This is a genomic window from Haloarchaeobius pelagicus, from assembly GCF_051207375.1.
Classification (GTDB): domain Archaea; phylum Halobacteriota; class Halobacteria; order Halobacteriales; family Natrialbaceae; genus Haloarchaeobius.
In genome coordinates, this window is record NZ_JBPJZD010000003.1 from 429546 (window position 1) to 454756 (window position 25211).

The window sequence follows — 25211 nt, forward strand, 5'->3', positions numbered from 1 at the left end:
AGCAGCAGACTGGATACCCGGGCGGCCTGGGGCAACACCGCGGGTTGCGGAGGTGGTACCCATGGCGAGTGACCCCAGCGCTGGCGCTCGCTTCCGGTTCCTTCCGATGGTCCGCGAAGGGTTCCGGCCGTCGACACCGTTCGAGCGCGACCGCTCCTCGAACCCGATTCCGGGCCCGATGACCGTCGGCGTCGAGTTGACCCTGGCGGCCCGCGGGAAGGACGACGAGACCTGGGACCAGGAGCCCGAGGCAATCGCGAACGGAGACCTCGACCGGCCGAGCCAGGACGTCCGGATGTACGGCCCCGGTGACGTCATCGGCATCGACCGCGACCAGGTGAGCCGACTGGAGCCCGAGCCGGACAGCAACAGCTTCCCGCCGAACCTGTTCCCGATAGTCGAGTTCAGCAGGCCGGACCTCCCGTGGCTGTTCAGCCCGGAGCGCGCCGACACGAGCGAGGGCGGCAAGTCACGGAATCGGCCCTGGCTCACGTTGGTCGTGGTTCCGAAGGACGCGAAGGGCGTCGAGGTTGCGGGTGCGGGGACGAATCCCCTCCCCGTGCTGACGGCACCGACGGCCGAACTGCCCCCGCTCGCGCAGTCCTGGGCGTGGGCACACGCACAGGTGGTCGGTGACACCACCGCGGCGAGCAAGGTCGTTCGGGACCATCCCGAGCGCGCCGTCTCACGCCTCGTCTGTCCGCGCAACCTGGAAGAGAACACGAAGTACATCGCAGCAGTCGTCCCGACGTTCGAACCCGGGCGACGGGTCGGCCTCGGTCGTGCACCCTACGACGACAGCAAGGGTGACGAAGGGGCTGGCAAGTCCATCGACTTCTCGTGGACCGACGAGAGCGCGGACCCGGTCGAACTCCCGATATACCTCCACTGGGAGTTCCACAGCGGCGAGGGCGACTTCGAGCAACTCGCGAGCCGTCTCGAGCCGGTGCGACTCTCGGACTCGGACGTGGGCCGTCGCGAGGTCGACGTGCGCGACCCGGGACCCGACCGCCTCGGCCATCACGAGCCTGTCTACCAGACGGGCGCGCTGAAATCTCCGAGTCTGACGGTCGACGAGTTCCAGAACAAGGCAGAACTCGTCGAGCTGTTGAACCAGCCATACGAGCTGGCGAAACAACAGGACCTCCCGGTCGTCGGCGCGCCCCTCTACGGCCAGTGGCACGCCGACCGGAGAGAGCTCGATCCGGACGACGACTTCTGGTTCAGCGACCTCAACGAGTCGCTCCGGTACCGCATCGCCGCGGGGCTGGGTTCGGAGGTAATCCGCGACCGGCAAGAGGACTACATGGCCCGCGCCTGGGACCAGGTCGGTGAACTCGACGCGATGAACCGCACCCTCGCGGGCGGGCAACTGGCCCGCGCCGCGAGTTCGCATATCCACGACCGACTGGTCGCCAGTGTCGGCCTGGCCGGCGAGAAGAACGCGGCCCGGCTCCTGCAGTTCACGCAGCCGCTTCACCGGACTATCGGGACGACGGTCGGAACCGACGTGGCGGAGGCGCTCCGGTCGTTCGACGCCGAGTTCAGGCAGATGGCCGACCTGCCGGAGACCGTCCTGACGCCGACGTTCCGTCGGCTCTCGCGGCCGAACGGGCCGCTCCTTCGGAACGCGAACGTCTCGGCCCAGACTGGCGACGTGACCCCGACTTCGCTCGCCACCGACTTCGAGACGAAGCAGGTCACCCCGGCGACCCTGAAGACCGAACTCCGGCCCCGGGTCACCACGATCGACGACCTCGCAAGCGCGAGGAAGATTCCCGGAGCCGGGTTCGGCGGTAGCTTCGACTTCGGCCGAGACGCGGTGGACATCGGCCCCATCATCGATGGGCCTATCCGAGGAATCGACGGGCCAGACGGTGGCCTGGGAGTCGATACTGGCGGCGGAAACGGCGGGCTCGGGCCCATGTTCACCGGCGACTCGATGCCGACGTTCGGCGACACGCCCGCGCTCGACGAGGAGACGCTCGGGCTGGACCCGACCAGCGCCGGCGCAGGGACGACCCAGTGGCAGTTCACCTCGGGCACGATGGAGACCGACCCGACCGGGCAGGCGACAGGCGCACCCAGCAATTGGCAGTTCCGACAGGGCTCGCTCGACCCGGACATCGCCAGGCAGACCGCAGGCGCACCCGAGACCGTCCCGAACGACGGTATCGCGCTGCCCGGGGAGTCGCGCCAGACGCCCGCACAGTTCCCGACCGGAACCGACGTGATCACGCCCGAACTCGCCCGCGTGGCCAGACTCGGGACGTGGGCACAGACCCTCCCCGACGTGGACATTCGCCGAATCGACCTCTCGGCGGTCACCCCCGCGAACCCGACCGCGTTCGCGGTCCGGAAGGTCGACGTGCAGGTCCAGAGCAGCATCGACCACGCGGGGACCGCGCTATTCCAGATGCGCCAGCTCTCAGCCAACCTCGACACGGCCACCCGCGGGACCGGGACCGCGCCGCCACCGAAGACGGTCAAATCCCACGCCGACGCGGTCAAGACGAACACCTTCCAGCCGCTGGTCCGGACGCTCGACAACCTGTTGAGCACGAACCCCGAGGCCACGCCGGCACAGGTCTCTGAGGACAAGAGTGGCTTCGTCGACGGCCTGCGCTCTGACCACGAGGCGGCTGTCGACAGCCTCGACGAAGTCATCACATCGCTCCAGCAGCAGGGGTTAGATCCGTCGCGCGGCGACCTCGGACGGCCCCGGGGCCCGGGCGGTCCGGACGGGGGTCCCGATTCCGTCGACGTGCCCGATCTGGTTCGACGCGTCGACGCAGCTGCCGCGGAGATGCAGTCCGTGCTCGACAGACTGGAGCGCCTGCGAACCGCGCTCCGCCTCGGCCCCGAGGTCCTCACGCCACCGTCGGGACTCGGGCCGGGCATCCAGTTCGGCGACTCCTACGACCGCTCCCAGCCGTCGAAGATACTCGACCACGTCGACCCCGACATCACGGTCACGTCGAACGTTCTGGGGGGCATCAAGGCCGCTGGCGGCCTCGCCGACGAACTCTCTGACCGCGAAGACCCAATCGAGCCGGTGGCGTGGGCCCCTCGCTTCCCCGACCCGATGGCCGAGGCGCTCGAAGCCATCTCACAGGAGTACCTCATGCCGGGCGTCGGAGACATCCCGCGGGACTCCATCGGCGCACTGTCGACGGACCCCGCGTTCGTCGAGGCGTTCGTCGCGGGCCTCAACCACGAGTTCTCCCGCGAGCTGCTCTGGCGGCGCTTCCCGACCGATAGAAAGGGCACCTACTTCGACACGTTCTGGGACAAGACGAGCAACCCGTTCTCGACGGCCGACGACCGCCCGGACGTGGCCCCCATGCACGAGTGGCAGAACCGGCTCGGCGAGAACGGCACCGGTTCCGGTGACGACGTCGCGACCTTCGAGGACGACCAGGAGAGTCGCGTCGTCCTGGTCATCCGCGGCGAACTCCTGCGCCGCTTCCCCGACACGACCATCTACATGGTCCGGTCAAACCCGGACGACGACGAGGAGTCGGACCGCGAGGGCCGGTCACCGAAGCTCGAAGAGGTCGGCCACGTCACCAAAGAAGCCTACGAAAACGACGAGGTGACAGACGTCAAGTTCCCTATCTTCCAGGGCAAACTCGACCCCGACATCCGGTTCCTGGGCTTCGAACTCCCCCCGAGCGAGGCCGTCGGCAATCCGGACGAGGGCGACCCAGGCTGGTTCTTCGTCTTCGAGGAACCGATGGGTGAGACCCGGTTCGGCCTCGATGCCGGCGACGCGGACCATCGAAAGTCCGCCCCCGCTGGTATCAGCGTCAGGGACGGCGATAGCCCGATCGAGACGGTGCCGGTCGACGTCGATGTCCTCAGGGAGCACGGCGACTCGCCGGCCTGGAACGGTCTCTCGTGGAACCACCTCGTCCCCTGGGAGAAAGAAGAGTCCGAGAAAGACGCCGACGACCTCGTCACCTACATCGACCTCTGGGACAGCCCGCCAGGCGCGAACGGGCAAGAGGCGAAGACGTGGTGCGTGACCAGCACGCAGGTCGACCAGTGGACCGACGAAGAGTCCGGCCCGGCCAGCGAGTACCCCAACCTCGCGAACGCGTTCGCCGAGTGGGGCCGCAACAGCGCCCACATGGCCCGCATCACCTGGCAACGCCCCGTCCGCGTGGCCATCCACGCCGACGACCTGCTCGCCCCGGAGGTGGGCCAGTGATGGCGACCGATTTGACCCCACAGAACCCGATTTTCATGCAACAACGACAGACGACCCTGGGACTGCAGTGTTTCGAACAGCCGGCCGACCACGGGAACTTGGACGACGACGGCAATGGTGCAGTCGTCTCCCGGGAGGTCGCCGATGAGTAGTCAGTCCGTCGCCGAAATCCGGGCCGACTTCCGGACCGCCGAGGACGAACTCACCCGGGCGAGTCACCTGCTCTCGACGGTCACCGAGTTCGCAGAAGCCCGGAAACACGGTGGCGACGCCGACCCGACACCGGTCGAGCGAGCTGCGAATCGGTTCCTCTCACCCGGTCCCGGGCCAGCCCAGACCGCCCAGACCAGACGGTCAGAACTCGCCTACCTCACGGAACCACTCCTCGACCACGACGGGACCGCCCGGGACTTCTTCGCGGTCGCCCGTGCCTACGAGAGCGCAGCCAACCGGACCGGTTCCGGCGACGAATCCGTCACCCGGTTCATCGACCATCTGGAGCAGTTCGTGACGGGAACGACGGACCACGTTCCTCCCGCAGAGACGCTCGCGACGCTCGCCAACGCCGACGACCGGGCGATGGCCGGGCACCTCCGGGCAGTGATTTCGACGCTCGTGACCGCGGCTCGGGCCTGGCGCGACGAGGCTCAGGACCGCCTCAACGACCAGTACACAGAGACCGACGACGGCGACCACAAGCGCCAGTCGACGGGCACGATTCAGTCGTTCCTCGACTCCCACGACGACACGGTCGAGACGCTGTCCGACGAGCCCATCGCGCTGCTCCCGGTCCGCCTGGAGACCCGGTTCGTCGACGGCGACCTGCTGGTGCGGGTCTACCCCGACCGCATCCACGAGGACAGCCACGAGCCCCAGTTGAGCGACACCGAGCGCCAGTGGGGCCAGAACTTCTGGGCGTACGCCTGGTACGCGACCGTCGAATCCCCGACCGCAACCGAGTTCGCGACCGACCTGCCCGCAGAGCGCCACGACGAACTCGTCACCATGCTCGCCGAGCTTCCCGACGAGGGATACCCGACCGACCCTGCCGAGCGAAAGCAGGCGATTCGGACCCGGGCGTGGGGCCAGCTCGTCGAGCGCTTCGGCCGCGAACGGGCGTCATTCGTCGTCCACGCGCTCAAGCCCGAGGTCGGCGGAGAGTCGGACGACGCCGACTGGTCCCTCCTGCTCGACGAGACGGCGACGGCCCAGTCTGTCGGCAGGCTCTCGTTCCCGGAGCCGGACGGCCGCCCCGGCTCGTGGACCCGCGCTCCCGTGGCTCGACTGCTCCCCGACGAGTGGCTGATCTACGGCGTCTGGTCGCCGGCTGAGGAATCCGACAACCGCGAGACGTTCCTCGTCCGCGGTGGGGCGATCCGCGAACCGCTTCGAATCGGCCCGGACCCAGGTGCCATGGCGGTCGCGATGCAGGCTGTCGACGAGACGCCCGAGTCCACGCGCACCGAGGAAGGTATCGACTGGCTCGTCGACTTCGACGCCGCCGAACGCGCCGGGATGGCGCTGCGAATCACGTCTGACGACGTGTTCGATGCCGGTTCGAAACCGCTCGACTCGGGCTACTTCGAGAAGCTGGTCGTCACCGGCGTCAAGGCCAGCATGGACGCCGACCAGACCGCCCGGGACCTCCGTGAGCTCTTCGACGCCCAGCACTACACGAACGGGCTGGCGATGGTCCCGCAGGGGACCCCGACCAACAACGCCGACGAGAATGCGGGCTACCGGTCGCGGACCGACCCCGAGGAGACGGTCGACGTGGAGGCGGCCCCACCACTGGTGGAACACGGCGACGTGACAGACGGGGACCTGCTCGCCCGGGCGCTGGCCATCGACCCGTCCTCGCTCGGCGACGACGACCACGTCTTCGCTCACGTGGCCGACGCCGACGCGACCGACCAGCTCGACGCCTGGCACGCCAACTCGGCGTTGTGGTCCGGCACCATCGGGTACTACCTGCAGACGATGCTCCGGCCGAACCGCTACGACGGGACGAGCGAGACGCCCCCACTGTTCGACCAGCTCGACACCGACGGCCAGCCGGACATCTCGGACTGGCTCGACGGGGACGACCCCGCAAGCTGGTACGAGGCGTACCGGAGACACTTCATCGAGTACGTCCGCCCGGGCGGCCCACTGCCGACGTTCCGTGCCGGTCGCCAGCCCTATGGCGTCCTCCCCGCGGCCATCAGCGACCCCGACAGCGACGACCGCCTCTGGGCCGGAGCCGACCTCTCGGACGTACTCGTACCCGACTCGAAAGACCGGACGAGTCCGGGTGGCAACGTCAAAATCCCGCGTCGCAAGGGTGGCAAGGGAACCAGGGACTGGTCGCTCGAAGACATCGGCCTCGGCGGGTCGAACGACGAGGAGCCGACCGAGGAAACGGACAAGTCCTCCCTGAAAGGCGACGACCCCGCCCGGGACTTCGCGGCCGGTTCGACCGACGAGTTCCGGAAGACGTACCGACCCGAGGACGCCAAGGGGAGCATCTCCAACGCCGACCTCGCGAAGACCTACACCCCCGAGGAGACCGCGACCGTGTTCTCCAGCAAAGAGATAGCGACACACTACAGCCCCGACGACGCATCGACCGTCCTCTCGACCGACGAACTGAACGCGAACTACAGCAGCGAAGAACTCGCGTCCTCGTCGGTGAAAACCGACTCGGCGGGCCGTGCCATCGACGAGGAATCGGCCGACTCCGTCGGGAAGAAGACCGAAGAAGACCGCGACGATGCGGCCGACGAGAAAGGAGGCTGGTTCCGATGAGCGACGACGACCAGCCCATCGGCATCGATGCCCGGGACGACGACCTCGTCGGGACGCCCGACGACCCCGGACACCTCGCGCGCTGGCTCACCCTGTTCCGGTCGGCCTGGGCCGAGGGCGCGACCAGAGAACACACCCAGCAAGAGCCGGGCGTGCCCCACGTCGGCCGTGCCGGGACGACCGCCGAGTTGAGCGACATCCTCGCGATGACCGCGACGAGCCACGCCCATCACTACCGGCGCTACCTCACCGGTGAGGAGTCACTCGCGAACGTGCTCGGCCTGGACACTCCCGGGCGGGACCGGCGGACCCACGAGAGCGACGGGGTTCCATCGTCGCTTCCCGGCGAAGTTCTGAAGCTGTACGACGACACGGTTCTCAACGCGCTCATCGGCGGCCCCGACTCTGAGGTAGCCGAGGTGGTCAAGCGGACGATGACCAACTTCCGGCTGCTGGAGTGGCAGTGGGACCCGGTCAGCGACTCATACACGCGGCCGCCGACCGACGGATCGTCTGACGCGGACTGGGAACGGGAGGTCGTCCTCGGGACTAGCCGCTCCGAGGCGCTCCAGAAACAGCGTAAGACCCTCAAGACGGCCGTCGAGGCCCTCACCGAGAGCGAAGATCTCCCGACCAGCGCGCTCGACGTGCACGTCGCGAACCTGCTCTTCCAGGACCTCGACCCGCAGGACGACGTGCTCCCGCTTGTTGACGACGGGGTGGGTGACCACATCCGGGCGCTGCTCGCCGAGGACTACGACACGGTCCGGAAGATGGGGACCCAGCTCGAGTTCGACGGCAACGGCCGGGTCTCGAACGAGTTCAAGAAGGAGGTGTACCTCGAACTCGACAAGATAATCGAGGCGAACGACTTCCTGACGGAGGGGCAGAAAGAGGACATCGAGCAGCAGGCCGACCGCGAGCGTCTGGAGAAGGCCAGAGAGATGGCGGAAGGTGGCGGCCCGCCCGGTGGCGGGATGGGGCCCGGGAGCGGGACGACCCAGCCCGGCGGCGGATTCGGTGGCGGGCAGTCCGGGTCCGGCGGCATCGACGGCGGCCAACCCGGCACAGTCGACCCGCCCCAGGACGGAAGCGGACAGGGCGGCTTCGACGGGAGTGGCGACCCCGAAGACGCAGACAGAGCGCGACGAGAGAATCGGCTGAAACAGGTCCTCGCGAAGTTCAAACGCCCCTATACTACGGACGACGGCGATGAACTCGACCTCTTCACCCGACACGCCAGACTGGAGAACATCGGCGACGAGACCTACTCGCTGCTCGACGGGCCGAGACCCCTCGCGAACTACGAGCCGGGAACCGCCATCTACACCCTCGGGATGACCCCCCGACTGCTCCGGAGCAAGGGCCTGCAGTTCACCTACCAGCGCGTCGGCGAGGACATGTTCTACCCGATGCGCCAGCGTCGGGCCCGCTTCGAGAAACTCGAGGTGCTGCACGAACTCGGCATGGACGACCGGTACGACGACAACCCCGCGATGATGCGCTCGGTGGGCCGGCACCTCCTGCGGTTCAGCCTGCAGCGCGCCCGGTACTCGGCGGCCCTGCGCCAGTCCTTCCTCGAAGGTGAGGTCAGCATCGAAGCTGGCTCAGAGACCGGTGGTGACGTGTATATCAACATCCAGCCGCCGGACTCGGACGACTATTCGATGCCGCTCAACCGGTTCCTCGACCGGCTGCAGTACCCGAACACGTTCCACGTCGACGAATCCTCGTTCGAGCCGGAGACCCCGTTCGACCTCGGGAACGTCGACGCGGCCGACGACCCGCGGCTCGAACAGGTCGGTCACAGCCTGCGCTACCTGCAGGCCATCGACCCCGACGGCCTCGACCGACTCCTCAGGGGGACACTCGACCTCGCCAGCCACCGGTTCGACGCCTGGTGGACGTCGCTCGCGACGCGGCGACTCGCCGAGCATCGCAACGAACAGGACAACTGGTACCTGCCGGAACCCACGACCTACCGGAACGACGCAGGCGAGAACGTCTGGAAGGATTCGGACGCCTACGTCCCGCCGGCCGGGCTTCCGGACTGGCCGCCGGCGTCGTCCACATCCGACGAAGCCGACGAGGATGATGAGGGCGACGGGCAGACACAGGACCTCACAGACACCAGCGTCACGGAGACGGTAGACATGCCGAGCGAGGCCGAGGAGTATTTCGAAGAGGTAGCCGAAGGAACGAAAGAATACGTCCTCGACGCAGGGAACGACCTCGTCAGCGAGCCCTCGACCGAGCCGGTCTCGCCCTCGGTCCCCCTGCCCGAGAGTTCTGCCGGCATCCACGTCGGGGCGTGGGGCTTCGTCGAGAACCTTCACCCGGACGAGAGCGACGCCGAGGGCGAGTTCGTCCACGCGCCCTCCCTCGGTCAGGCGACGACCGCGGCCGTTCTCCGCGGCGGCCACAGGGCCTTCGAGAACCAGGACGACGGGCACCTCTCGGCGGTCGACCTCTCGGCCGACCGGGTCCGCATCGCGAAACAGGTGCTCGAGGGGGTCCGCGAGGGACAGCCACTCGGCGCACTGCTCGGCTACCGGTTCGAGCGCGGCCTGCACGAGGCGAACCAGCAGCAGTACATCCACGACTTCAGACAGGCCTATCCCACGTTCACCGGGACGCTCGGCGGCCCCGAGCCGTCGAAGGAATCCGCCCGGAGCGACGTGGTCGACGGGTACAAGCTCTACCGCTCGGTGACCTTCGACGACGGGACCCACACCATCGACCCGACGCCGCCGCGGCGGCCCGACACCGACGAGCGCCCGGAGACACCGGGCTACCGCGACAGGCAGTCCGAGTACGGCCTGCCCCCGCTGTCGGAGAATCCGGGGGTCGCGGGTGCCCTCTGGCACCTGTTCGAGGCGGTCGACGCGGTCCGCGACGTGCTCACGGCCGAGAGTGTTCACCAGTTCACGCAGGGGAACTACTCCCGGGCTGCGGGCTCGCTGGAGACGCTGGCGGCCGGGAAGGCAGTTCCCGAGCCACAGGTCATCGACACGCCGCGAACGTCGGTGGGTCTGACGCATCGCCTGCTCGTTACCTTCGGCGACGCCGACGGTGCGACGACGCCGAGTGCGTGGCAGGACGACACTGCATTCACCCATCCGGCCGTGCCACCTGTCGATTCGAGTGATGACGAGTTCACGCACGAACCCGAAATTCCCGAAATCGCCGAGGACGAAGCGCGTCTCGCGCAACCCGGCCATGACGTCGACCCGACCGACGAATCGGTCATCGAGGGCCCGGACGTTCCCGCCGTCGGCCAGGACGACGCCTTGCCCCTCCAGACCCGCAAGGGAGCCGAACCGAACCTCGATTCGTGGGTCGGCGAGTTGCTCCCCGACCCGGCCGACGTGGGCTGTGAAGCGTCCTACCGATGGACCGACGAACGCGAGTTCGCCGCGAACTCCTTCCGCACCCCGAAGTCCTCGGGCCGCGTCTCGGTGACGGACGTTGGGTTCGAACCGGACGTGGTGGTGTTCACCGCCTCGGTCGCGGCCGAATCGTCGAAAGACACGAACACTGGGAAGGACGAGGCTCCGACCCACCACGGCTGGGGCCACGGCTCCGCGAAGCGAGCAAGTGACGGGACCCTCACCCAGCAGTCGGTATCGACCGTGTACGATACGGAGGCCGGTCAGACCATCGGCACCGCGGACACCGACGACGCGCTCCACCTCGCGTTCGCCGGGGACGACAGCGTCTCCATCCGCGGCACCGTCGCCGAGACGACGGCCGAGGGCTTCGAGTTCGATGTCTCCGTCACCGGAACCGACCGGGCGGTGACCGTCCAGTACCTCGCGCTCGCGGTCACGGACCCCGGGCTCGTCGAGGTCGGCCACTTCGAGACGGCGAGTGGCTCACACACCGAATCGCTCGGCATCGATGCCGATACCGTCGTCCTGACCGCCACCGACGCGGTCGACGCCGCCCCCCTGGGCGCACAGGGCGCGACCACCCGGGCCACCACGGGCGGGGTCGGGCTCTCGTACGGACACGCGACCGCGGGCTCGAACGGCCTCACGCAGCAGGCCCTCTCGCTCTCGCAGGACCCGGCTGGAAACGCCGCGCCGACCGGAACGGCCCGCGACGACCGAGTCGTCCACCTTCCCGGTGACTGGTCGCTCGAGTGCACCGGCCTCGGGACCGACCTGACGCTCACGGCGAAGACCACTGGCTCGACTGCACGCCCGGTCACCTACGTCGCGATGGCCTCCCCACCAGACGAGCCGGCCCCCGAAGTAGGCGTACTTGCCGACGGCGAGAACACACTCGACGGTGGGTTCCGCCCCGGGGCCGTCGAATTCGTCGCCGTTCCGGGCGTGACCGAGACGGACATGACCGCAGGAGCGTCTGTCTCCCTGGCTGATTCCCCGGCTGGCATCGGCCACGGGCTGACGACTGGTCTCGGTCGGCAGGTCAGCCTCGCCGATTCCGTCACGGACGGAACGGTCGCCGCCTCGACCGAGGTCGGTTCGGTCGTCTCGGTCCCCACGGCGGGCGCGAGCACGCTGACGGTGGAACTGACGAGCGTCTCCGACGACGGGTTCTCGGTCGAGTTCACCGAGGGGTCCCCCGGGGACTGCCTCGTCCTGTATCGTGCCTGGCCCGCCGAACCGACCGAGCGCGAGTTCGTCGCCGACACCAGCCTCACCTTCGACGAACTCCTGCTGTCGCCACTCGACGTCGTCGCCTTCTCGAAGGAGGACGACGAGACGGCCCAGACCCAGCTCGAACAGCGCCTCGCGTTCTACCTTCGCCGGAACCGCGACGAGAAGCCGACGACCGCCGCGGGCGGGCATCCACCGATTCCCGCGGACACGACGGTCGAACTTCGCTTCCGCGAAGACGGCGGCGCTCGCGTAAGTGCAGCCGACCTCCTCGAACTCGTCCGGTCGATTCGAGAGACGCTCGCCGATGGGCGGCCGGCCACCGCCGACGACTTCGCGCACCCGGCCGAGCAGACCGGCCCAGGCTACGATTCAGCCACGTTCGCGACCCTCAGCGACCGCGCGACGGCGGCCGAAGCCGCGCTCGCGGACGTGACAGCACTGGTCGACGACCGACTCGACCTGCTCGACACGGCCCTCGACGCGTCCGACGCGAAGCAGAAACAGGAAGCCGCCAGGGAGCCCCCGACCGTCACCGAACAGGTCGGCCAGCTCCAGGACGCGATCTCCGCGTTCCGGTCACAGGTGCCCATCTCGGGTATCGAGGAAGCCTGCACCCAGGTCGCCTCGGCGACCGGGGCTGGGGGCGACTCCGTGCTCGAAGCCGAACTCGAACGGTTCCTCCAAGCACTCCCCGCGGGCCCGACCAATCCGAAAGAATTCGACGAGGCACTGACCCTCGAACCGCTGGCCGGGCAGACCCTCACCTGCGACTCCGGCCTCGGTGAGGCGACGAGTCTCGACGTGACGGTGCTCGGGAACACGAGCGCGGACGAGGTGACGACCGGTCTGGCGGCGCAGTTCGTCGAGACCCGTTCCGTCCAGACCACGGCCGATGGCGTCTTCTCGGTCGATCTCGACTGCCACGACCTCACCCGGGGCGCGCAGTTCCTTGTCGTCGCCCAGTCGGGCGACCGCATCGTCTACAGCGAGGTCGGCCGCGTGGTCGAACCCCGAAGTGTCCACGTGCTGGACCCCGCGGACGAGGGCGGAGCCAGCCAGGACCTGACCTGTACCACGTCGCTCTCCTCTGCGACCCAGGTCTCCGTGACGGTCTCCAGTACGCAGGCCGGCGACGAACCGACCGCGTTCGACACCTCGATCACGACCAGCACGCAGGCGGACGGAACCTTCGGCCTCTCCGTCAACCTGACCGACGTGCACCCGGGAACCTCGTTCACGGTCACTGCCACCGACCAGGACGGGAACACGGTGTACGACGCCGACGGTCACGTCCGCGACCCGGCCGCCGACATCGACCTGCGTGACCTCCTCGACGAGTTGACCGTCCTGCCGAGACTCCTCTGGCTCGGGCGGCAACAGCCCGCGCTCGACCCGCTTTCCCCGGAGTCGCCGGCTGCCGTGCTTCAGGCGCGACTCGCCGAGGAGTCGACCGACTGGGACGCCATCGGCGACGAGATTTCCCTCCTCAGCCAGTGGAAGGCCAGCGTCGACGCTCGAACCGGAAACACCGGGACAGCACCAAGGCCGGCCCTCGACGTGTCCGACGACGACCTGGCGGTGCTGGGCGCGCTCGAACAACTGGAGACGCTCGACCTCGGCACCCTCGCCGAGACGGTCGCGAGGGCGCTGACACCGCTCACTGCGGCCGGTGTCGTCGACGCCATCGACCAGACCGGCGGCGAGGACCGCGTCGACGACGCCAGATTCTGGCCCACGGCCGACGCGAGCCGGCTCGCGGCGGTCCGGACGGCGCTCGCCCAGTTGCTCCGGAACCCGGCCGGACGGGCGACGGATACCGAGTTGCTGCAGTTCGCGCCGGAGTTCGTCGCCGCTGTCGAGGCTAGCGGGTCCGACCCTGCTCGGCGCGCGTTCGTCCACCTCGACCTGCTGTTCGCGAACGCCGACTGGGCCGCCACCGAATTCGAGGCGGTTCTCGACGATCCGGTCGCGTTCCTCGACCGCCTCCGGACGTTCGTCGCCTACCCCGAGTCACTGACCGACGGTGACTGGGTCGCACTCGACAGCGACTTCGTCGCGCTGGCGGGGTACTACCGCAAACTGCGGACGCTCCCCGGCCTGGACCGGGCGGTAAAACACAGCGAGGCGTTCGCCGAAGTACTCGAGGAACAGCGCGTCGAGGAGGAGATGGAACCACCAGCCTACGACACCGCGGTCAAGGGTGCCGAACAGGTGCTCGACGTGCTGGAGGAGTTCCCGGCGGCCCGGAGCGAAGACGAGTTCGACCACCTGTTCGAACTGCTCGAGGAACCGCTCGACGAACTCGACGACATCGACCACGTCGAACCGACCAAGAAGGCGTTCGAATCGATGCTCGGGGCCATCGAACACTTCCACGAGAAGACCGACGGCGAGGAGCCGTGGCGGCGCTTCGAGCGCTTCGACGAGCGGTTCGAGGACGCTGACCCGGACCTTGGCGTCGACGGCAGGGAGTCCGACGAGGCCACGCCCTCGACGGAGTTCGTCGCGGTCCTCCGCGGGCTCAGACAGGTCAGCTCCATCGCTGAGGAGCGCATGAGAGAGCCGGATTCGGAGCCAGTGTTCCGGGCCGCTGCGGCACGAACCGACTTCGAGGCGTGGTGGACGCGAACGACCAGCAGCCTCACCTCGGAGGTCCAGACCGCGGTGCAACCGCTGGCGGCCGTCGCCCGGTCGACCCGACTCGACGAGACCTTCCGTCGCTGCCTGCTGGAGACGCTCCGCATCCCGCTGCTCCGGGCGTCGTACTTCGGTGTGTACGCGAGCACCCCGCAGTCGGCCACGGGCGGCAAGCCCTCCGACGAGCGGACGCTGGTCGCACAGGCCCAGGGAGTCAGAGAGCGCCTGCACCAGCGCCTCGACGACGCCAGCGCACAGACTGCGGCGGTCCAGCGACTGGTCCAGGGTGCCGGAGACTACGCGACGGCGGCTGCGGTGCTCGCCGGGGAGACCAGCACGCGACCCGACAGCGCGGCCGTGACGGAAGCGGCCGAGCGAGAACTGGACCGCCTGTCGGCACTGTTCGGCGAGTCGTTCGTCGTGCTCCCACCGCTGTCGCCGCCGAACCAGGCAGAGCTCTCGAAGACGTTCGCAACGGCGCACGTCGACGAGTTGCTCGCCGATGCCGCCCCGATGGAGACCGAGACGTGGCTCCAGCGGGCGGCCCGGGTCCGGGAGCGCCCGGCGGCACTCCAGCAGACCCTGTCGTACGCCGAGATGGTCTCCGGTCGGCTGCTCCGGGACGGCCTCACGGTCGGCCAGTTGCCCTACCGCGAGACCGACGACTGGGTCGGCATCGACGGCCTGGACGAGACCCCGGAGCGCGGACAGGTATCGATGGTCACAACCTTCCCGACGGTGTTCCACGAGGAGCACCCGGTCGCGCCGAGTCCGGGCGGCTCCGACGGTCAGCCCGGCGCACACCTCGCGGGCTTCCTCGTCGACGACTGGCGCGAATCCGTGCCTTCGACCGAGGAGAAGACCGGCGTCGCCGTCAACTACGACGACCCGAGTACGGAGCCGCCACAGTCAATCCTGCTCGCGGTCCCGCCCGAAGGCGGCGACGCGCCGTGGTCGACGGACGCCCTGTTGCGGACCATCCTGGAGAGCATCGACCTCGCGAAGATGCGCGGGGTCGACCTGAACGTCATCGGGAAACCACGGAGCGACCCGAGACAGCGAGTTCTCGGCCACCTGCTGCCCGCGCTGGCGTTCCCGCACAACACCCGTGACGTGCCCGACACGCCGACGGTCGACTTCGACCTCGATTCCGACCTCGCCAGCCAGTTCGGCGGGGCGGCCAACGGAGGTGATGGCGAATGAGCGGGGACGAACTCGACCTCGACCCACAGCAGGTGAACACCACCGGGACCGCAAGCCCCCTCGACGTCGAGGCGTGGACCGACTCCGCGACGTTCTGGACCCGGCTCGAACCGCGGGCCCGGGACACCCGGCTGAATCGCCCCATGCGGGCCGAGGTCCACGACCCGGCGTGGCTCCTCTGTCGGCAGTGGCAGGTCGGCGAGTTCCAGGGTGAGGACGCCGGCTCGCCGGTCACGGCGGCGGTGTCGTACGCCCGTGACTACCTGAGCCGGTACGAACTCGGCGGCATCGACGCCTCCGAGGTGTTCCCGGGTGAGGACGGTCTCGACCTGCCCATCACGCCACCGCCCGCACTCGGTGGCGGCTCCGTGCCGGTCGCCGAAGAGCGCTCCCGGCTCGACGCCGTGACCGCGGCACTCGAAGCCCACCGGACTGCGCAGGGCGACGGCAGCGGGAAGCCCCAGGCTGCCCAGGCGGCGTTCGAATCGTACCTGCAGGCTGAAGATGGCCAGACCCCGTCTGCCCGTCAACAGGCCCTTGCGTACCTGACGACCCCGCTGCCGGAAGCCGGTGAACCGGGTGACACCGCGTACCTCGACCGGGCGACGAACTACCTCGCCGGCCAGCCGAGCGGCGAACGGACCGTCGGTGGCGACAGTGTCAGCCAGCTGGTCTCCGAACTCGTGGCCTACGCCCAGAACCAGACGAACTGGCAACCCGCCGTGACGACGTTCGCCGTCCTCGTGCAGGCGGGCTCGCAGGACACCACGGGACACCTGCTGGAAGTCCTTCGCATCGCCCAGGTGGTGCTCGCCGATTACGAGGCGATGCAAGACGGAAGCGACGATGGCACAGGGGACGAGTCGGGGCCGGACAAAACGGTCACCGGCGATGCTGAACCCTACCGCGGCGAACCGCTGGAGGTGCTCGTGGAACGCGAGCCCGTCACGACCAGCCTCATCGACGACGACGCGCCACCCGCGCGCCTCCGGGCCGACGCGGGTCAGACCTACCTCCGGTTCCTCGCCGAGGAGGGCGTGACGCCAGCTGCCGACGGCGAGAGCTACGCGGCGGGCGACCTCATCGACCCGAACGCGAACGATCCGGACCGGTTCCTGCTCGCGGAGCCAGACGAATCGCTCGACCCGGCCGACCGTCGCTTCGTCTCCCTCACGGACGGGCGGGCCGTCGACGGCCACCTCGTCTACCGGGCGCTCGTTGCGGGCGTTCCGGGCATCCGGGACGCCCCCGGCTGGGAAGCGCCCTCGTGGCCGTCTTCGGGAACCGACCTGCCGCTTCCGTCTGGAGAGTCCCTCTCTGACGGCTTCAAGCGAGCTGCGACGGGCTACGTCGACTGGTACGCGGACCTCTACGACGAGCCCGAGTCCGGGGCGAACCCGTCGTGGCAGGACGACCGACAGGAACACCAGTTCTCGGTCGCGACCGGCCCGGCGGACAGCGAGACCGTCCTCAAGGCCGAGGAGTACCCCGGCGGCCACCTCGACTGGCACTCGTTCTCGGTCGCCAGCGGCCCCCTCGACACGCTCTCGCCCCCGGCCGCAGCCGACACCGACCGGACGCTCACCGAGTCCGAGACCAGGGACGTGACGTTGAGCCGGCTGCGCTACCGCGGGATGCCCGCCTCGCGCTGGTGGGAGTTCGAGGACGGTGCCGTGAACCTCGACGAGATTCCGGCCGGCCCCGAAGAGCTGTCGAAGCTCCTCCTGCTCGACTTCAGTCTCGTCCACAGCGACGACTGGTTCCTGTTCTCGCTGCCGACGCCCATCGGGACGCTGAACCGCATCACCGACCTCACCGTCACGGACACGTTCGGCCAGACGACGACGCTCGAAGCCGCGACGAAATCGACCGACCGCTGGAACGCGTTCTCGTTCACCGACCTGCCCGAGTCGGTCACCGACGACGGAGAGCCAGGGCTGTTCCTCCCGCCGACGCTCTCGGAGAGCCGCACCAGCGACGCGGTCGAGCGGGTGACCTTCACCCGGGACGAGATGGCGAACCTGGCCTTCGCGGTCGAAGAACGCGTCGAGAGCCCGGTCGGCTCGCCCCTCGAGCGCGAGGAGTTCCGCGAGCCAGACCTCGCCATCGACCGGGTCGTCGCCGGTCCCGACGTGGCCGACGAGCATCTCATCCTCCGGAACGTGGGCGACGCGCCCCTCAACGTGACCGACTGGACTGTCGAAGCCACGGTCGGCACGACGAAGGTCGGGGCGGCAACCGACGAACTGTACCGGTTCGCGCCCGCAGCCGACGAGTCCGTGACGCTCGATGCCGACGAGAGCGTGACCATCCACACCGGCGAAGCGCCGGAGGGACTGCCCGAGGACGACCACGTCTACCTCGGCGGGCTCTCCGAGAACCAGAGCCTGTCCGCGCCGATCTGGGACCAGCAAGTCGGGACCGCCGTCGTTCGGCGTGCCGGCGATGGCAGCCCCGACGAGCGCTTCGTGACGCGGTCGGTCGTCACCCACTCGCCCGTCGACCTGCCCGAGTACGAACTGGCCAGTTCGGTGCCGGATCACTTCTTCGCGATGAAGCCGGTGCGGCCGAAGACCGGTTCGCAGGCGGACGAACACGCCTCGGACACCTACCGGCTCGCGCTCTCGCTCCTCCTGGACGCCGACTCCATGGGCGACCCACTGCAGCGACTGCCGACGCCCCGCGGTCGCATCCTCGACACCGAGGAACCACTCCGACTCTACGAGGAAGAGGTCACCCGGGCCGGTCGGGAGGTCGAACGACACTACCAGCTGGCGCGCTGGACCGACGGCAGCACCCACCTCTGGTCGAGTCGTCGCGTCTCGACCGGCCGCGGCGAGTCCGCGAGTCGACTCCGGTACGACGACCTCGTCGAACCCGACGAGACCGACGTGTCGGCTGGAAACCGCAACTGAGGCCTTCCTTCTCCGGTTTCGTCGCGACACGAAGCACGTAGCGTCCCGTTATTTCCACCCTGCAAAGAACTCTGTACCCAATGCTGCTCGCGACGCTCCTCTCCGCGCTCTGTGTCCCACTCCAGTCGCTCCCGCCGGAGCTGGCCGAGATGGTGAACGAGGTCCGGGGTACACTCAACCCCACGACGGCGGCGATGTACGGTGGCGGCGGCCTGCTGAGCGTCGCCAGCGTCCGCTGGCTCGTCAAGCGCCGCGCTGGCGGCAGCCTGAAGAACGCGGCCGGTGGGACGAACGTCAGTACCAGTGGCGGTGGCGGTGGTGGTGGCCAGGCGGCCGTCACGACGACCAGTTCTGGCACCTCGAAGCACAACGTCGCGTTCACCCTCCCGTCGTTCATCCCGCTCTCGAAGGGCGTTCGGAGTGTCACCCACAACGAGATACACGCGCTCGAACTGGGCGTGGTCGTCGGGCTGGTTGGCACCTGGCTGTACGCACATGGCCAGACCGAGGTGGTGACGACCATCGTCGTCGCGTTCGTGATGGGGAGCCTCGGCTACAAACGCTACAGCAGCAAGGCGTTCAAGACCATCCGGTACGAGCCCTGGTACGCCCTGCTCGCGCTCACAGGAGGTGGCGCGCTCGGCTTCGCCGTGTTCCTCATGGAGCCGAGTCTCGTCGCGGGCGTGCTCTCGATGGCCTGACCGACGGCATCGCAGACCCGTCGGGAGTCAGCGTGAAAAGCCGATTCAGCGTCGTTCCAGCTGGGCTTCCAGCGCCTGCTGGAGTTCGTCGGTCAGCGACGAGAGACCGTCGCTTACCCTGACCTGATACCGCTCGGGGCGCTCCAGCGACCGGTATCGCTCGTCGAACCGTCGCAGCTGGTCGAGTGCGCGGTCCCTGCAGACGTCGAGCGAGGGACTCTCGCCGACGAGGGTCCCGTTCTCGACGACGGGCTGCAGCAGTTCCGCTCCCGGCCCTTCCTCGCCACGGATTCCAAGCACGTCCTCGACCGGCTTCCCGTCTTCCTCGACGCGCCGAACACTCTTGGGCCCGGGGTAGGTCACCTTCCCCGAGGACAGCTTCATGGTCGGCTGCATCTCGCCATCGTGCTCGACGGCCACGAGTTTGTAGACCGCGTCCAGCGAGGACTGGTCCGCGCTGGTGACCAGTTTCGTGCCAGGCCCGAAACCGTCGGCCACGCCGCCCCGTGCAAGGAACTCGGCTATCTCGAACTCGTCCAGCCCCGAGGAGACGAAGATGTCCGCATCGCCCACGATGTCGGCGACCTCCTTCGAGAGCGCCACGAGGTCACCGGAATCCAGGCGCACGCCACCCAGCGGAACACCCAGCTCCTCGGCGACCGAGACGGCCAGTTCGGCCCCGGCAATCGTGTCGTAGGTATCGATGAGCAGCGTGCTCTCTGCGCCGTACTCCTCGACGAATGCGACGAAGGCCTCGCGCTCGGTCGGGAAGCTCTGGATCCACGAGTGCGCCATCGTGCCGAACGCCGGGATGTCGAACGCTTCTGCAGCCGCGTCGTTCGAGGTCCCGGTGAACCCACCGATGTAGGCTGCTCGCGCCGCCTTCAGCCCGGCGTCGGTCCCGTGGGCACGCCGCGAACCGAAGTCGACCAGCGATTGCCCGTCTCCGAGGCGCTCGACCGCATCGCGCATCCGCCGCGCCTTCGTGGCGACGAGCGTCTGGAAACCCACCTGGTTGATGACCGCCGTCTCCAGCAGCTGTGCCTCGAATATCGGGGCCGTCACCTCCAGAATCGGTTCGTCCGGGAACACCGGTATGCCCTCCGGGACCGCCCATATCTCACCGGAGAACGAGAAGTCCGCGAGTTCGTCGAGGAACGGGTCCGAGAAGCCCGCTTCCGCGAGGTACGTCAGCGCCCGGTCGCCGAATTCGAGCGTCTCGACGTAGTGGAGCACCTGTTCGAGCCCGGCCGCGATGGCATAGCCTCGCTGGTCCGGGAGGTCACGGAAGAACAGGCTGAAGGTGGCCCTGGGGTTGTGTCCCTGGGCGTGATAGGCCTGCAGCATCGTCAGCTCGTAGCGGTCCGTGAACAGGGCCAGGTTCTCGGGCGTGAGATAGCCGAACGTCGGGGACGACATCGTAGGAGACCTAGTTCGTCCGCGGGCAAAACCGCGTGCCTGACTGTCGACGCCCGGAGTGGCACTGGATTCCAGTGACCGCCGCCAGAATCAGTCTCGGGCCTTCGGTTCTCCGTTCCAGGCCTGTCGAACCGGGGCGGTTCCCGTCGCTGCTTCGTCTGAGAGCGCGAACCTGACGGGGTCCGAAGCGACGCGTTCGGCGAGCCCGAGGTCCTCGAGATGCGCCAGGTGCGCGAACGCTTCGCCCGCGCCGAACTTGACGTGGTAGCCGGCCATCTCGCCGAAGAGCGCCGTCGCCACCTCCCAGGGAGTCACCGACTCGCCCGTGTCGTCGCTCACGAGCACCTCGAAGACACGCTCGGCCCGCTCGAAGTGATGGCTCCTGAGTTCCGCAGTTCGGTCGGAGAGCGCAAACTCGCCCCCGTGGCCGGGATGCGCGACCGCAACGCGCTCTTCGAGTCGCGAGAGGGTTTCCAGATACCGCGACAGCGGGTTCTCCTGTCTGGTGTCACCACCACCGACGTTCGGTGTGACGGTTCGGAGGATGGCGTCACCGACGAACGCCTCGTCTCCGAGCACGAAGGCCGCGTGGCCAGCGGTGTGGCCCGGCGTATGCAGTACCTCGACACCCTCCACGGACTCGCCGTCGCCGAGTTCACGGACCGGGACGGAGTCGGGGATGGGTGACCGCGAATCGAACTCCACGAGCGGGTCGATGCGGTCGCGGGGGACGCCCCACAGTTCCAGGGTGCCAGCATCGCGCTCGAGTCGGCGCGCTCGAGCCTCGCGGTAGTCGGAGAGCAAGGGTGCATCGACCTCGTGCATCCAGAGGGTCGCGTCGGCCTCGCTGGCGAGTCGCGGGGCGGCCCCGGTGTGGTCGGCGTGCCAGTGCGTGACCAGGACGTGCTCGATAGCAGTGAGGCCCAGCCCTGCATCTTCGATACCGTCTCGCAGCCGGTCCCACGTCTCGTCTCCGGGTGGTCCCGGGTCGACGAGGACGCCACGCTCGGGCAGCAGGTAGGCGCTGTTCCCGCCCTCGGGGCTGCCACTGGAATCGGTCGAGACCGAGATGCGTCGAACGTCGGGCATTCGCCCCCAACTCGGTGGCCCCGTGGCAAACGTGTTCCGCTCGGCGCAGGCGGTACGTCGGTCAGTTCGAGTCGAGCTTCCCGCGGAAGGCCTGAATCGCGGTCGCGATGCCTGCGAACGAGAAGATCGCACCGAACGCCCCGCCGCCCAGGGCGGTCAACAGGTCGAACCGTGGGGGAATCAGGAACGCCACGCTGGGGTCGGCCGGGTCGTAGTAGACCGTCACGGTGTCCTGTCCCTGGAACTGTGCGAGGACGTTCCGGGCGGTGGACCGCGAGTCGAAGTCACGGCCCGGCAGCTCCCCTGCTTCCTTGTCGAGGTCGGTGGTCGCGTAGATCCGCCAGCCCTTGTAGGCAGTTCCGTCGACCGAGTACTCGTAGTCGACGCGAGGGTAGTACTCGACCTCCGTCTCGCCGTCGTCGACCTCGGTCGCGGACTCCATGTTGGTCCCGACGACCGACCCGGTGACGCTCGCTGCGTTGTCCGCGATTTGCTGGTCCTGGTACTCGCCGTAGACGGTGAAGCCGGCCACGCCGACGCCGGCCACAAGGAACAGGAGTCCGAACACGACGCCGCTCCATTGCACACTCATCGCACCTGCCTCTCGACACACTCGTCCGGTCGGAATCCACTGGTAGTCGGGGTGAATCGCACGCCGACTGACTGTTGCTGCATCGACATCGCCCAGTACTCGACGTGCAGCCACGATATAGCCGGACTCGAAGTACCTCGTGTGTCACACTGCGTGGAAAAACGGGTCGCTGGTCAGTTAGACGCCGCGAACGGGCCGATGATGGGGAGTTCGAACCGGTTGCCCTGGTAGGCCTGGTACAGCAGGAACACCCACAGCAGGAAGCCGCCGAACCCGAGCAGCGGGAACAGCAGGCCGGTCAACGCACTGAGTATCCGCCCCACCACCGGGACGAACGACAGCACGACGGTGAGGATGCCGAGCGCGAGGTACAGGCCGAATATCACGACCGAGAGGCCGATGCTCTGCATCGAGTGGAACCGCACGAAGTCGTCGTCGCCGTCGACGACGAGCATCACGATTCCGCTCAGGAGCCCGAACACGTACGCGAGTGCTCCCGCGACGTTGGGCGAGAGGCCGGAGCCGCCCGCATTCGTCCGCATCGTCGGGTCGCCGCTCCCGTATTCGGGGTCGACCGTTTGCTGGCTGTCGGCTGCCATCGTCAGCGCCCCTCGGAACCGCGGTAGTCACGCCCTCGTTCGCCGGCTGTCTGAATGAGTACTCGGCTCATATGCCACTGCGTTTCACCCCCACCGGCTTCTAACGCGAGGCGACGTACTTCGTGTCGGGAGTCCCAGCCCCCGTCAAACCGCCACAAACCATCCGAAAACACGTTTCAGGGGTGTACGGTCCCTGCCATGGACCCCAGACTCGCGTCGGTCGTCGACGTCGCCTGCCCCGACCGCGAGTTCGTGGACGAGCCAGAACCCGAGTTCGCGGCGTGGGTCGAAACGGAGATGGAGCGGCTGCTGGCGGCGATTCGAGACCGAAAAACCGGAGGTTCAGGCCGACGGGGCCCGTTTGCGCTCGTCTTGCTCCTTCGCCGCCCGGTGCGGGAAGCAGTCCTCGCAGAAGAACGCGTTCTGGAGTTGCTGTGCCGTCCCGAACGGGACCAGGGTGTACTCGCGCTGGTTGTCGACGGCGACGTTATCTGCGTCGTGTATCTCCCAGTAGTCGTCGCGCGGTTCGAGGAACACTGGTTTGAGCGCGTCTACGGTCCTCATAGCTCCTGAATGTAGGAGCCGAGGACTCAAATCGGCGTCCTTGAGATTCTCACGCGAACTCGACGCACTCGGAGACGCACTCCTCCTTCAGGGGGTCGCCACCGAGAACCTGCTCGCGCCGTGAGCCGCTCCGGAAGACGGTGATACCCTTCACGCCGAGGTCGCGGGCCTGCTCGTAGATGTCACGGACGTGCTCGGGTGTGGCCGACTCGGGCAGGTTCACGGTCTTGCTCACCGCGTTGTCGGTGTGAAGCTGGAAGGCGGCCTGGATCTCGAGGTGGCGCATCCCCGGGACGTCGTGGGCAGTCTGGAAGAGTTCCCGAACCTCCCCGGGTATCACCTCGACGTCCTGTATCGAGGTCTGCTCCCGGAGCGACTCCAGGAGTGACTCCGAGTAGAAGCCGTGGTCCTTCGCGAGCCGGACGAACCTGGAGTTCAGGATATCCAGCCCGCCGAGGACGTGTTTCTCGTAGTTCACGCCGTAGATTGGCTCGATACCAGAGGTGCAGCCAGCGATGAGCGAGATGGTTCCCGTGGGTGCGATGGCGGTCGTGGTGGCGTTGCGGACCGGCGTTTCCAGCACCGAACGGGAGAAGTTCGGGAACTCCCCGCGCTCGTCCGCGAGGGTGGCCGACGCGTCCCAGGCGGTCTCCGAGACGAATCCCATCACCTCCTCGGCCATCGCGACCGCGTCCGCGGAGTCGTACGGGATACCCACGTCGACGAGCAGGTCGCTGAATCCCATCACGCCCAGCCCTATCTTCCGGTTCCGCGAGACGATATCCGCTATCTCGGGGAGCGGGAACTCGCAGGCATCGATGGTGTCGTCGAGGAAGCGGACGCCGAGGCGGACCGTCCGCTCCAACCGGTCCCAGTCCACGGCCCCGTCACGAGTCATCCGCGAGAGGTTGACCGACCCGAGAACGCACGCCTCGTAGGGCAACAGCGGCGTCTCTCCGCAGGGATTCGTCGCCTCGATGCGCCCGATCGCTGGTGTCGGGTTCGCGGCGTTGACGGTATCCAGGAAGACGAGACCGGGGTCGCCCGCGGCCCAGGCAGCGGCCGCGATGTCGTCCAGCAACGCGTCGGGGTCGATTCGGCCGACGACCGCGCGGTTCCGCGGGTTGCGGAGGTCGTACTGCTCGCCCCGTTCCAGCGCGTCCCAGAACCGTTCGTCGGTCGCGACGGAGAGGTTGAAATTTCTGAGAATGCCCTCCTCGGCCTTCGCGGTGACGAACGCCTCGATATCGGGGTGTGAGGCCGCGAGCACCCCCATGTTCGCCCCGCGACGGCGACCACCCTGTTTCACCTGCTCGGTCGCAACGTCGAAGATGCGGATGAAGCTCACCGGGCCGCTGGCGACGCCACCGGTCTCCTTGACAACGTCACCCTGTGGCCGGAGCTTCGAGAACGAGAACCCGGTCCCACCCCCGCTCTGGTGGATGAGCGCGGCGTCCTTCACGGCGGTGAAAATCGAGTCGAGCGAGTCCTCGACGGGGAGGACGAAGCAGGCGGCGAGCTGGCCGCGCTGGGTCCCAGCGTTCATCAGGACCGGCGAGTTCGGCAGGAATTCGAGCGCGTCGAGCATCCCCGCGAACTCGTCGGCGACGACCGCGGGGTCGTTCCCGTAGCGCGCTTCGACGCTCGCGATGGTCTTCGAGACGCGTTCGAGTAGCTCCCCAGGCGTCTCGGCAACCTTCCCCCGGTCGTCACGGCGGAGGCACCGCTGTTCGAGGACGGTCCGTGCCACCGGGTCGGGGTCACTGAGCGTCGACACGGCTGTTCACACCCGATAATGGCGTGCTGGAAGCGTAACGGTGTTCCACGCCCCACTGAGGAGACCGGTCGACTGCGGCGACGGCAA

At 68.1% G+C, this 25211-nt stretch carries 12 protein-coding genes; 6 read left to right on the plus strand and 6 right to left on the minus strand.

Going from position 1 to position 25211, the window contains the following annotated elements; translation table 11 throughout:
* Positions 1-61: 61 nt before the first annotated feature.
* The 6 genes from ACSC1S_RS20070 to ACSC1S_RS20095 all read left to right on the plus strand — a co-directional run bounded on the left by ACSC1S_RS20070 (position 62) and on the right by ACSC1S_RS20095 (position 19084).
* A complete protein-coding gene (locus ACSC1S_RS20070; RefSeq protein WP_435365867.1) occupies positions 62-4213 on the plus strand; it encodes a hypothetical protein in 4152 nt (1383 codons plus the stop codon).
* Positions 4213-4365, plus strand: coding sequence for a hypothetical protein (locus ACSC1S_RS20075; protein ID WP_435365868.1), 153 nt, complete (start codon positions 4213-4215; stop codon positions 4363-4365). The genes ACSC1S_RS20070 and ACSC1S_RS20075 overlap by 1 nt, the downstream gene beginning before the upstream one ends.
* The gene (locus ACSC1S_RS20080; RefSeq protein WP_435365869.1) at positions 4358-7000 is read left to right on the plus strand and encodes a hypothetical protein; all 2643 of its coding nucleotides are present in this window, start codon (positions 4358-4360) and stop codon (positions 6998-7000) included. Before ACSC1S_RS20075 ends, ACSC1S_RS20080 begins: the two co-directional genes overlap by 8 nt.
* Complete coding sequence (locus tag ACSC1S_RS20085) at positions 6997-15468, plus strand: hypothetical protein (protein WP_435365870.1); 8472 nt, start codon at positions 6997-6999, stop codon at positions 15466-15468. The genes ACSC1S_RS20080 and ACSC1S_RS20085 overlap by 4 nt, the downstream gene beginning before the upstream one ends.
* Entirely contained in the window at positions 15465-18383 is a 2919-nt protein-coding gene (locus tag ACSC1S_RS20090) for a lamin tail domain-containing protein (RefSeq protein WP_435365871.1), read from the plus strand. The genes ACSC1S_RS20085 and ACSC1S_RS20090 overlap by 4 nt, the downstream gene beginning before the upstream one ends.
* Positions 18384-18463: 80 nt before the next feature.
* Positions 18464-19084 carry a hypothetical protein gene (locus ACSC1S_RS20095; RefSeq protein WP_435365872.1) on the plus strand — a complete coding sequence of 207 codons (621 nt, stop codon included), beginning with the start codon at positions 18464-18466 and terminating at the stop codon, positions 19082-19084.
* Between the two features lie 45 nt (positions 19085-19129).
* On the opposite strand, the gene ACSC1S_RS20100 is transcribed toward ACSC1S_RS20095, so the two are convergent.
* The 6 genes from ACSC1S_RS20100 to ACSC1S_RS20125 form a co-directional block, all read right to left on the minus strand.
* Positions 19130-20503: a nicotinate phosphoribosyltransferase gene (locus ACSC1S_RS20100; RefSeq protein WP_435365873.1), complete on the minus strand. Its 1374-nt coding sequence runs from the start codon at positions 20501-20503 to the stop codon at positions 19130-19132.
* A 90-nt stretch (positions 20504-20593) separates the two neighbouring features.
* Complete coding sequence (locus ACSC1S_RS20105; RefSeq protein WP_435365874.1) at positions 20594-21592, minus strand: MBL fold metallo-hydrolase; 999 nt, start codon at positions 21590-21592, stop codon at positions 20594-20596.
* A 61-nt stretch (positions 21593-21653) separates the two neighbouring features.
* The gene (locus ACSC1S_RS20110) at positions 21654-22184 is read right to left on the minus strand and encodes a DUF3592 domain-containing protein (protein ID WP_435365875.1); all 531 of its coding nucleotides are present in this window, start codon (positions 22182-22184) and stop codon (positions 21654-21656) included.
* Positions 22185-22357: 173 nt separating this feature from the next.
* Positions 22358-22783 carry a DUF4870 domain-containing protein gene (locus tag ACSC1S_RS20115; protein ID WP_435365876.1) on the minus strand — a complete coding sequence of 142 codons (426 nt, stop codon included), beginning with the start codon at positions 22781-22783 and terminating at the stop codon, positions 22358-22360.
* Positions 22784-23125: 342 nt separating this feature from the next.
* Positions 23126-23347 (minus strand): hypothetical protein, encoded by a 222-nt coding sequence (locus ACSC1S_RS20120; protein WP_435365877.1) that lies wholly within the window; start codon positions 23345-23347, stop codon positions 23126-23128.
* Between the two features lie 49 nt (positions 23348-23396).
* Complete coding sequence (locus ACSC1S_RS20125; protein WP_435365878.1) at positions 23397-25124, minus strand: adenosylcobalamin-dependent ribonucleoside-diphosphate reductase; 1728 nt, start codon at positions 25122-25124, stop codon at positions 23397-23399.
* Positions 25125-25211: the final 87 nt, after the last annotated feature.

Bases quoted from the DNA above. Each gene is read 5' to 3' on its own strand.
- ACSC1S_RS20070 (WP_435365867.1), top strand. From the start codon at position 62: ATGGCGAGTGACCCCAGCGCTGGCGCTCGCTTCCGGTTCCTTCCGATG.
- ACSC1S_RS20075 (WP_435365868.1), top strand. From the start codon at position 4,213: ATGGCGACCGATTTGACCCCACAGAACCCGATTTTCATGCAACAACGA.
- ACSC1S_RS20080 (WP_435365869.1), top strand. From the start codon at position 4,358: ATGAGTAGTCAGTCCGTCGCCGAAATCCGGGCCGACTTCCGGACCGCC.
- ACSC1S_RS20085 (WP_435365870.1), top strand. From the start codon at position 6,997: ATGAGCGACGACGACCAGCCCATCGGCATCGATGCCCGGGACGACGAC.
- ACSC1S_RS20090 (WP_435365871.1), top strand. From the start codon at position 15,465: ATGAGCGGGGACGAACTCGACCTCGACCCACAGCAGGTGAACACCACC.
- ACSC1S_RS20095 (WP_435365872.1), top strand. From the start codon at position 18,464: ATGCTGCTCGCGACGCTCCTCTCCGCGCTCTGTGTCCCACTCCAGTCG.
- ACSC1S_RS20100 (WP_435365873.1), bottom strand. From the start codon at position 20,503: ATGTCGTCCCCGACGTTCGGCTATCTCACGCCCGAGAACCTGGCCCTG.
- ACSC1S_RS20105 (WP_435365874.1), bottom strand. From the start codon at position 21,592: ATGCCCGACGTTCGACGCATCTCGGTCTCGACCGATTCCAGTGGCAGC.
- ACSC1S_RS20110 (WP_435365875.1), bottom strand. From the start codon at position 22,184: ATGAGTGTGCAATGGAGCGGCGTCGTGTTCGGACTCCTGTTCCTTGTG.
- ACSC1S_RS20115 (WP_435365876.1), bottom strand. From the start codon at position 22,783: ATGGCAGCCGACAGCCAGCAAACGGTCGACCCCGAATACGGGAGCGGC.
- ACSC1S_RS20120 (WP_435365877.1), bottom strand. From the start codon at position 23,347: ATGAGGACCGTAGACGCGCTCAAACCAGTGTTCCTCGAACCGCGCGAC.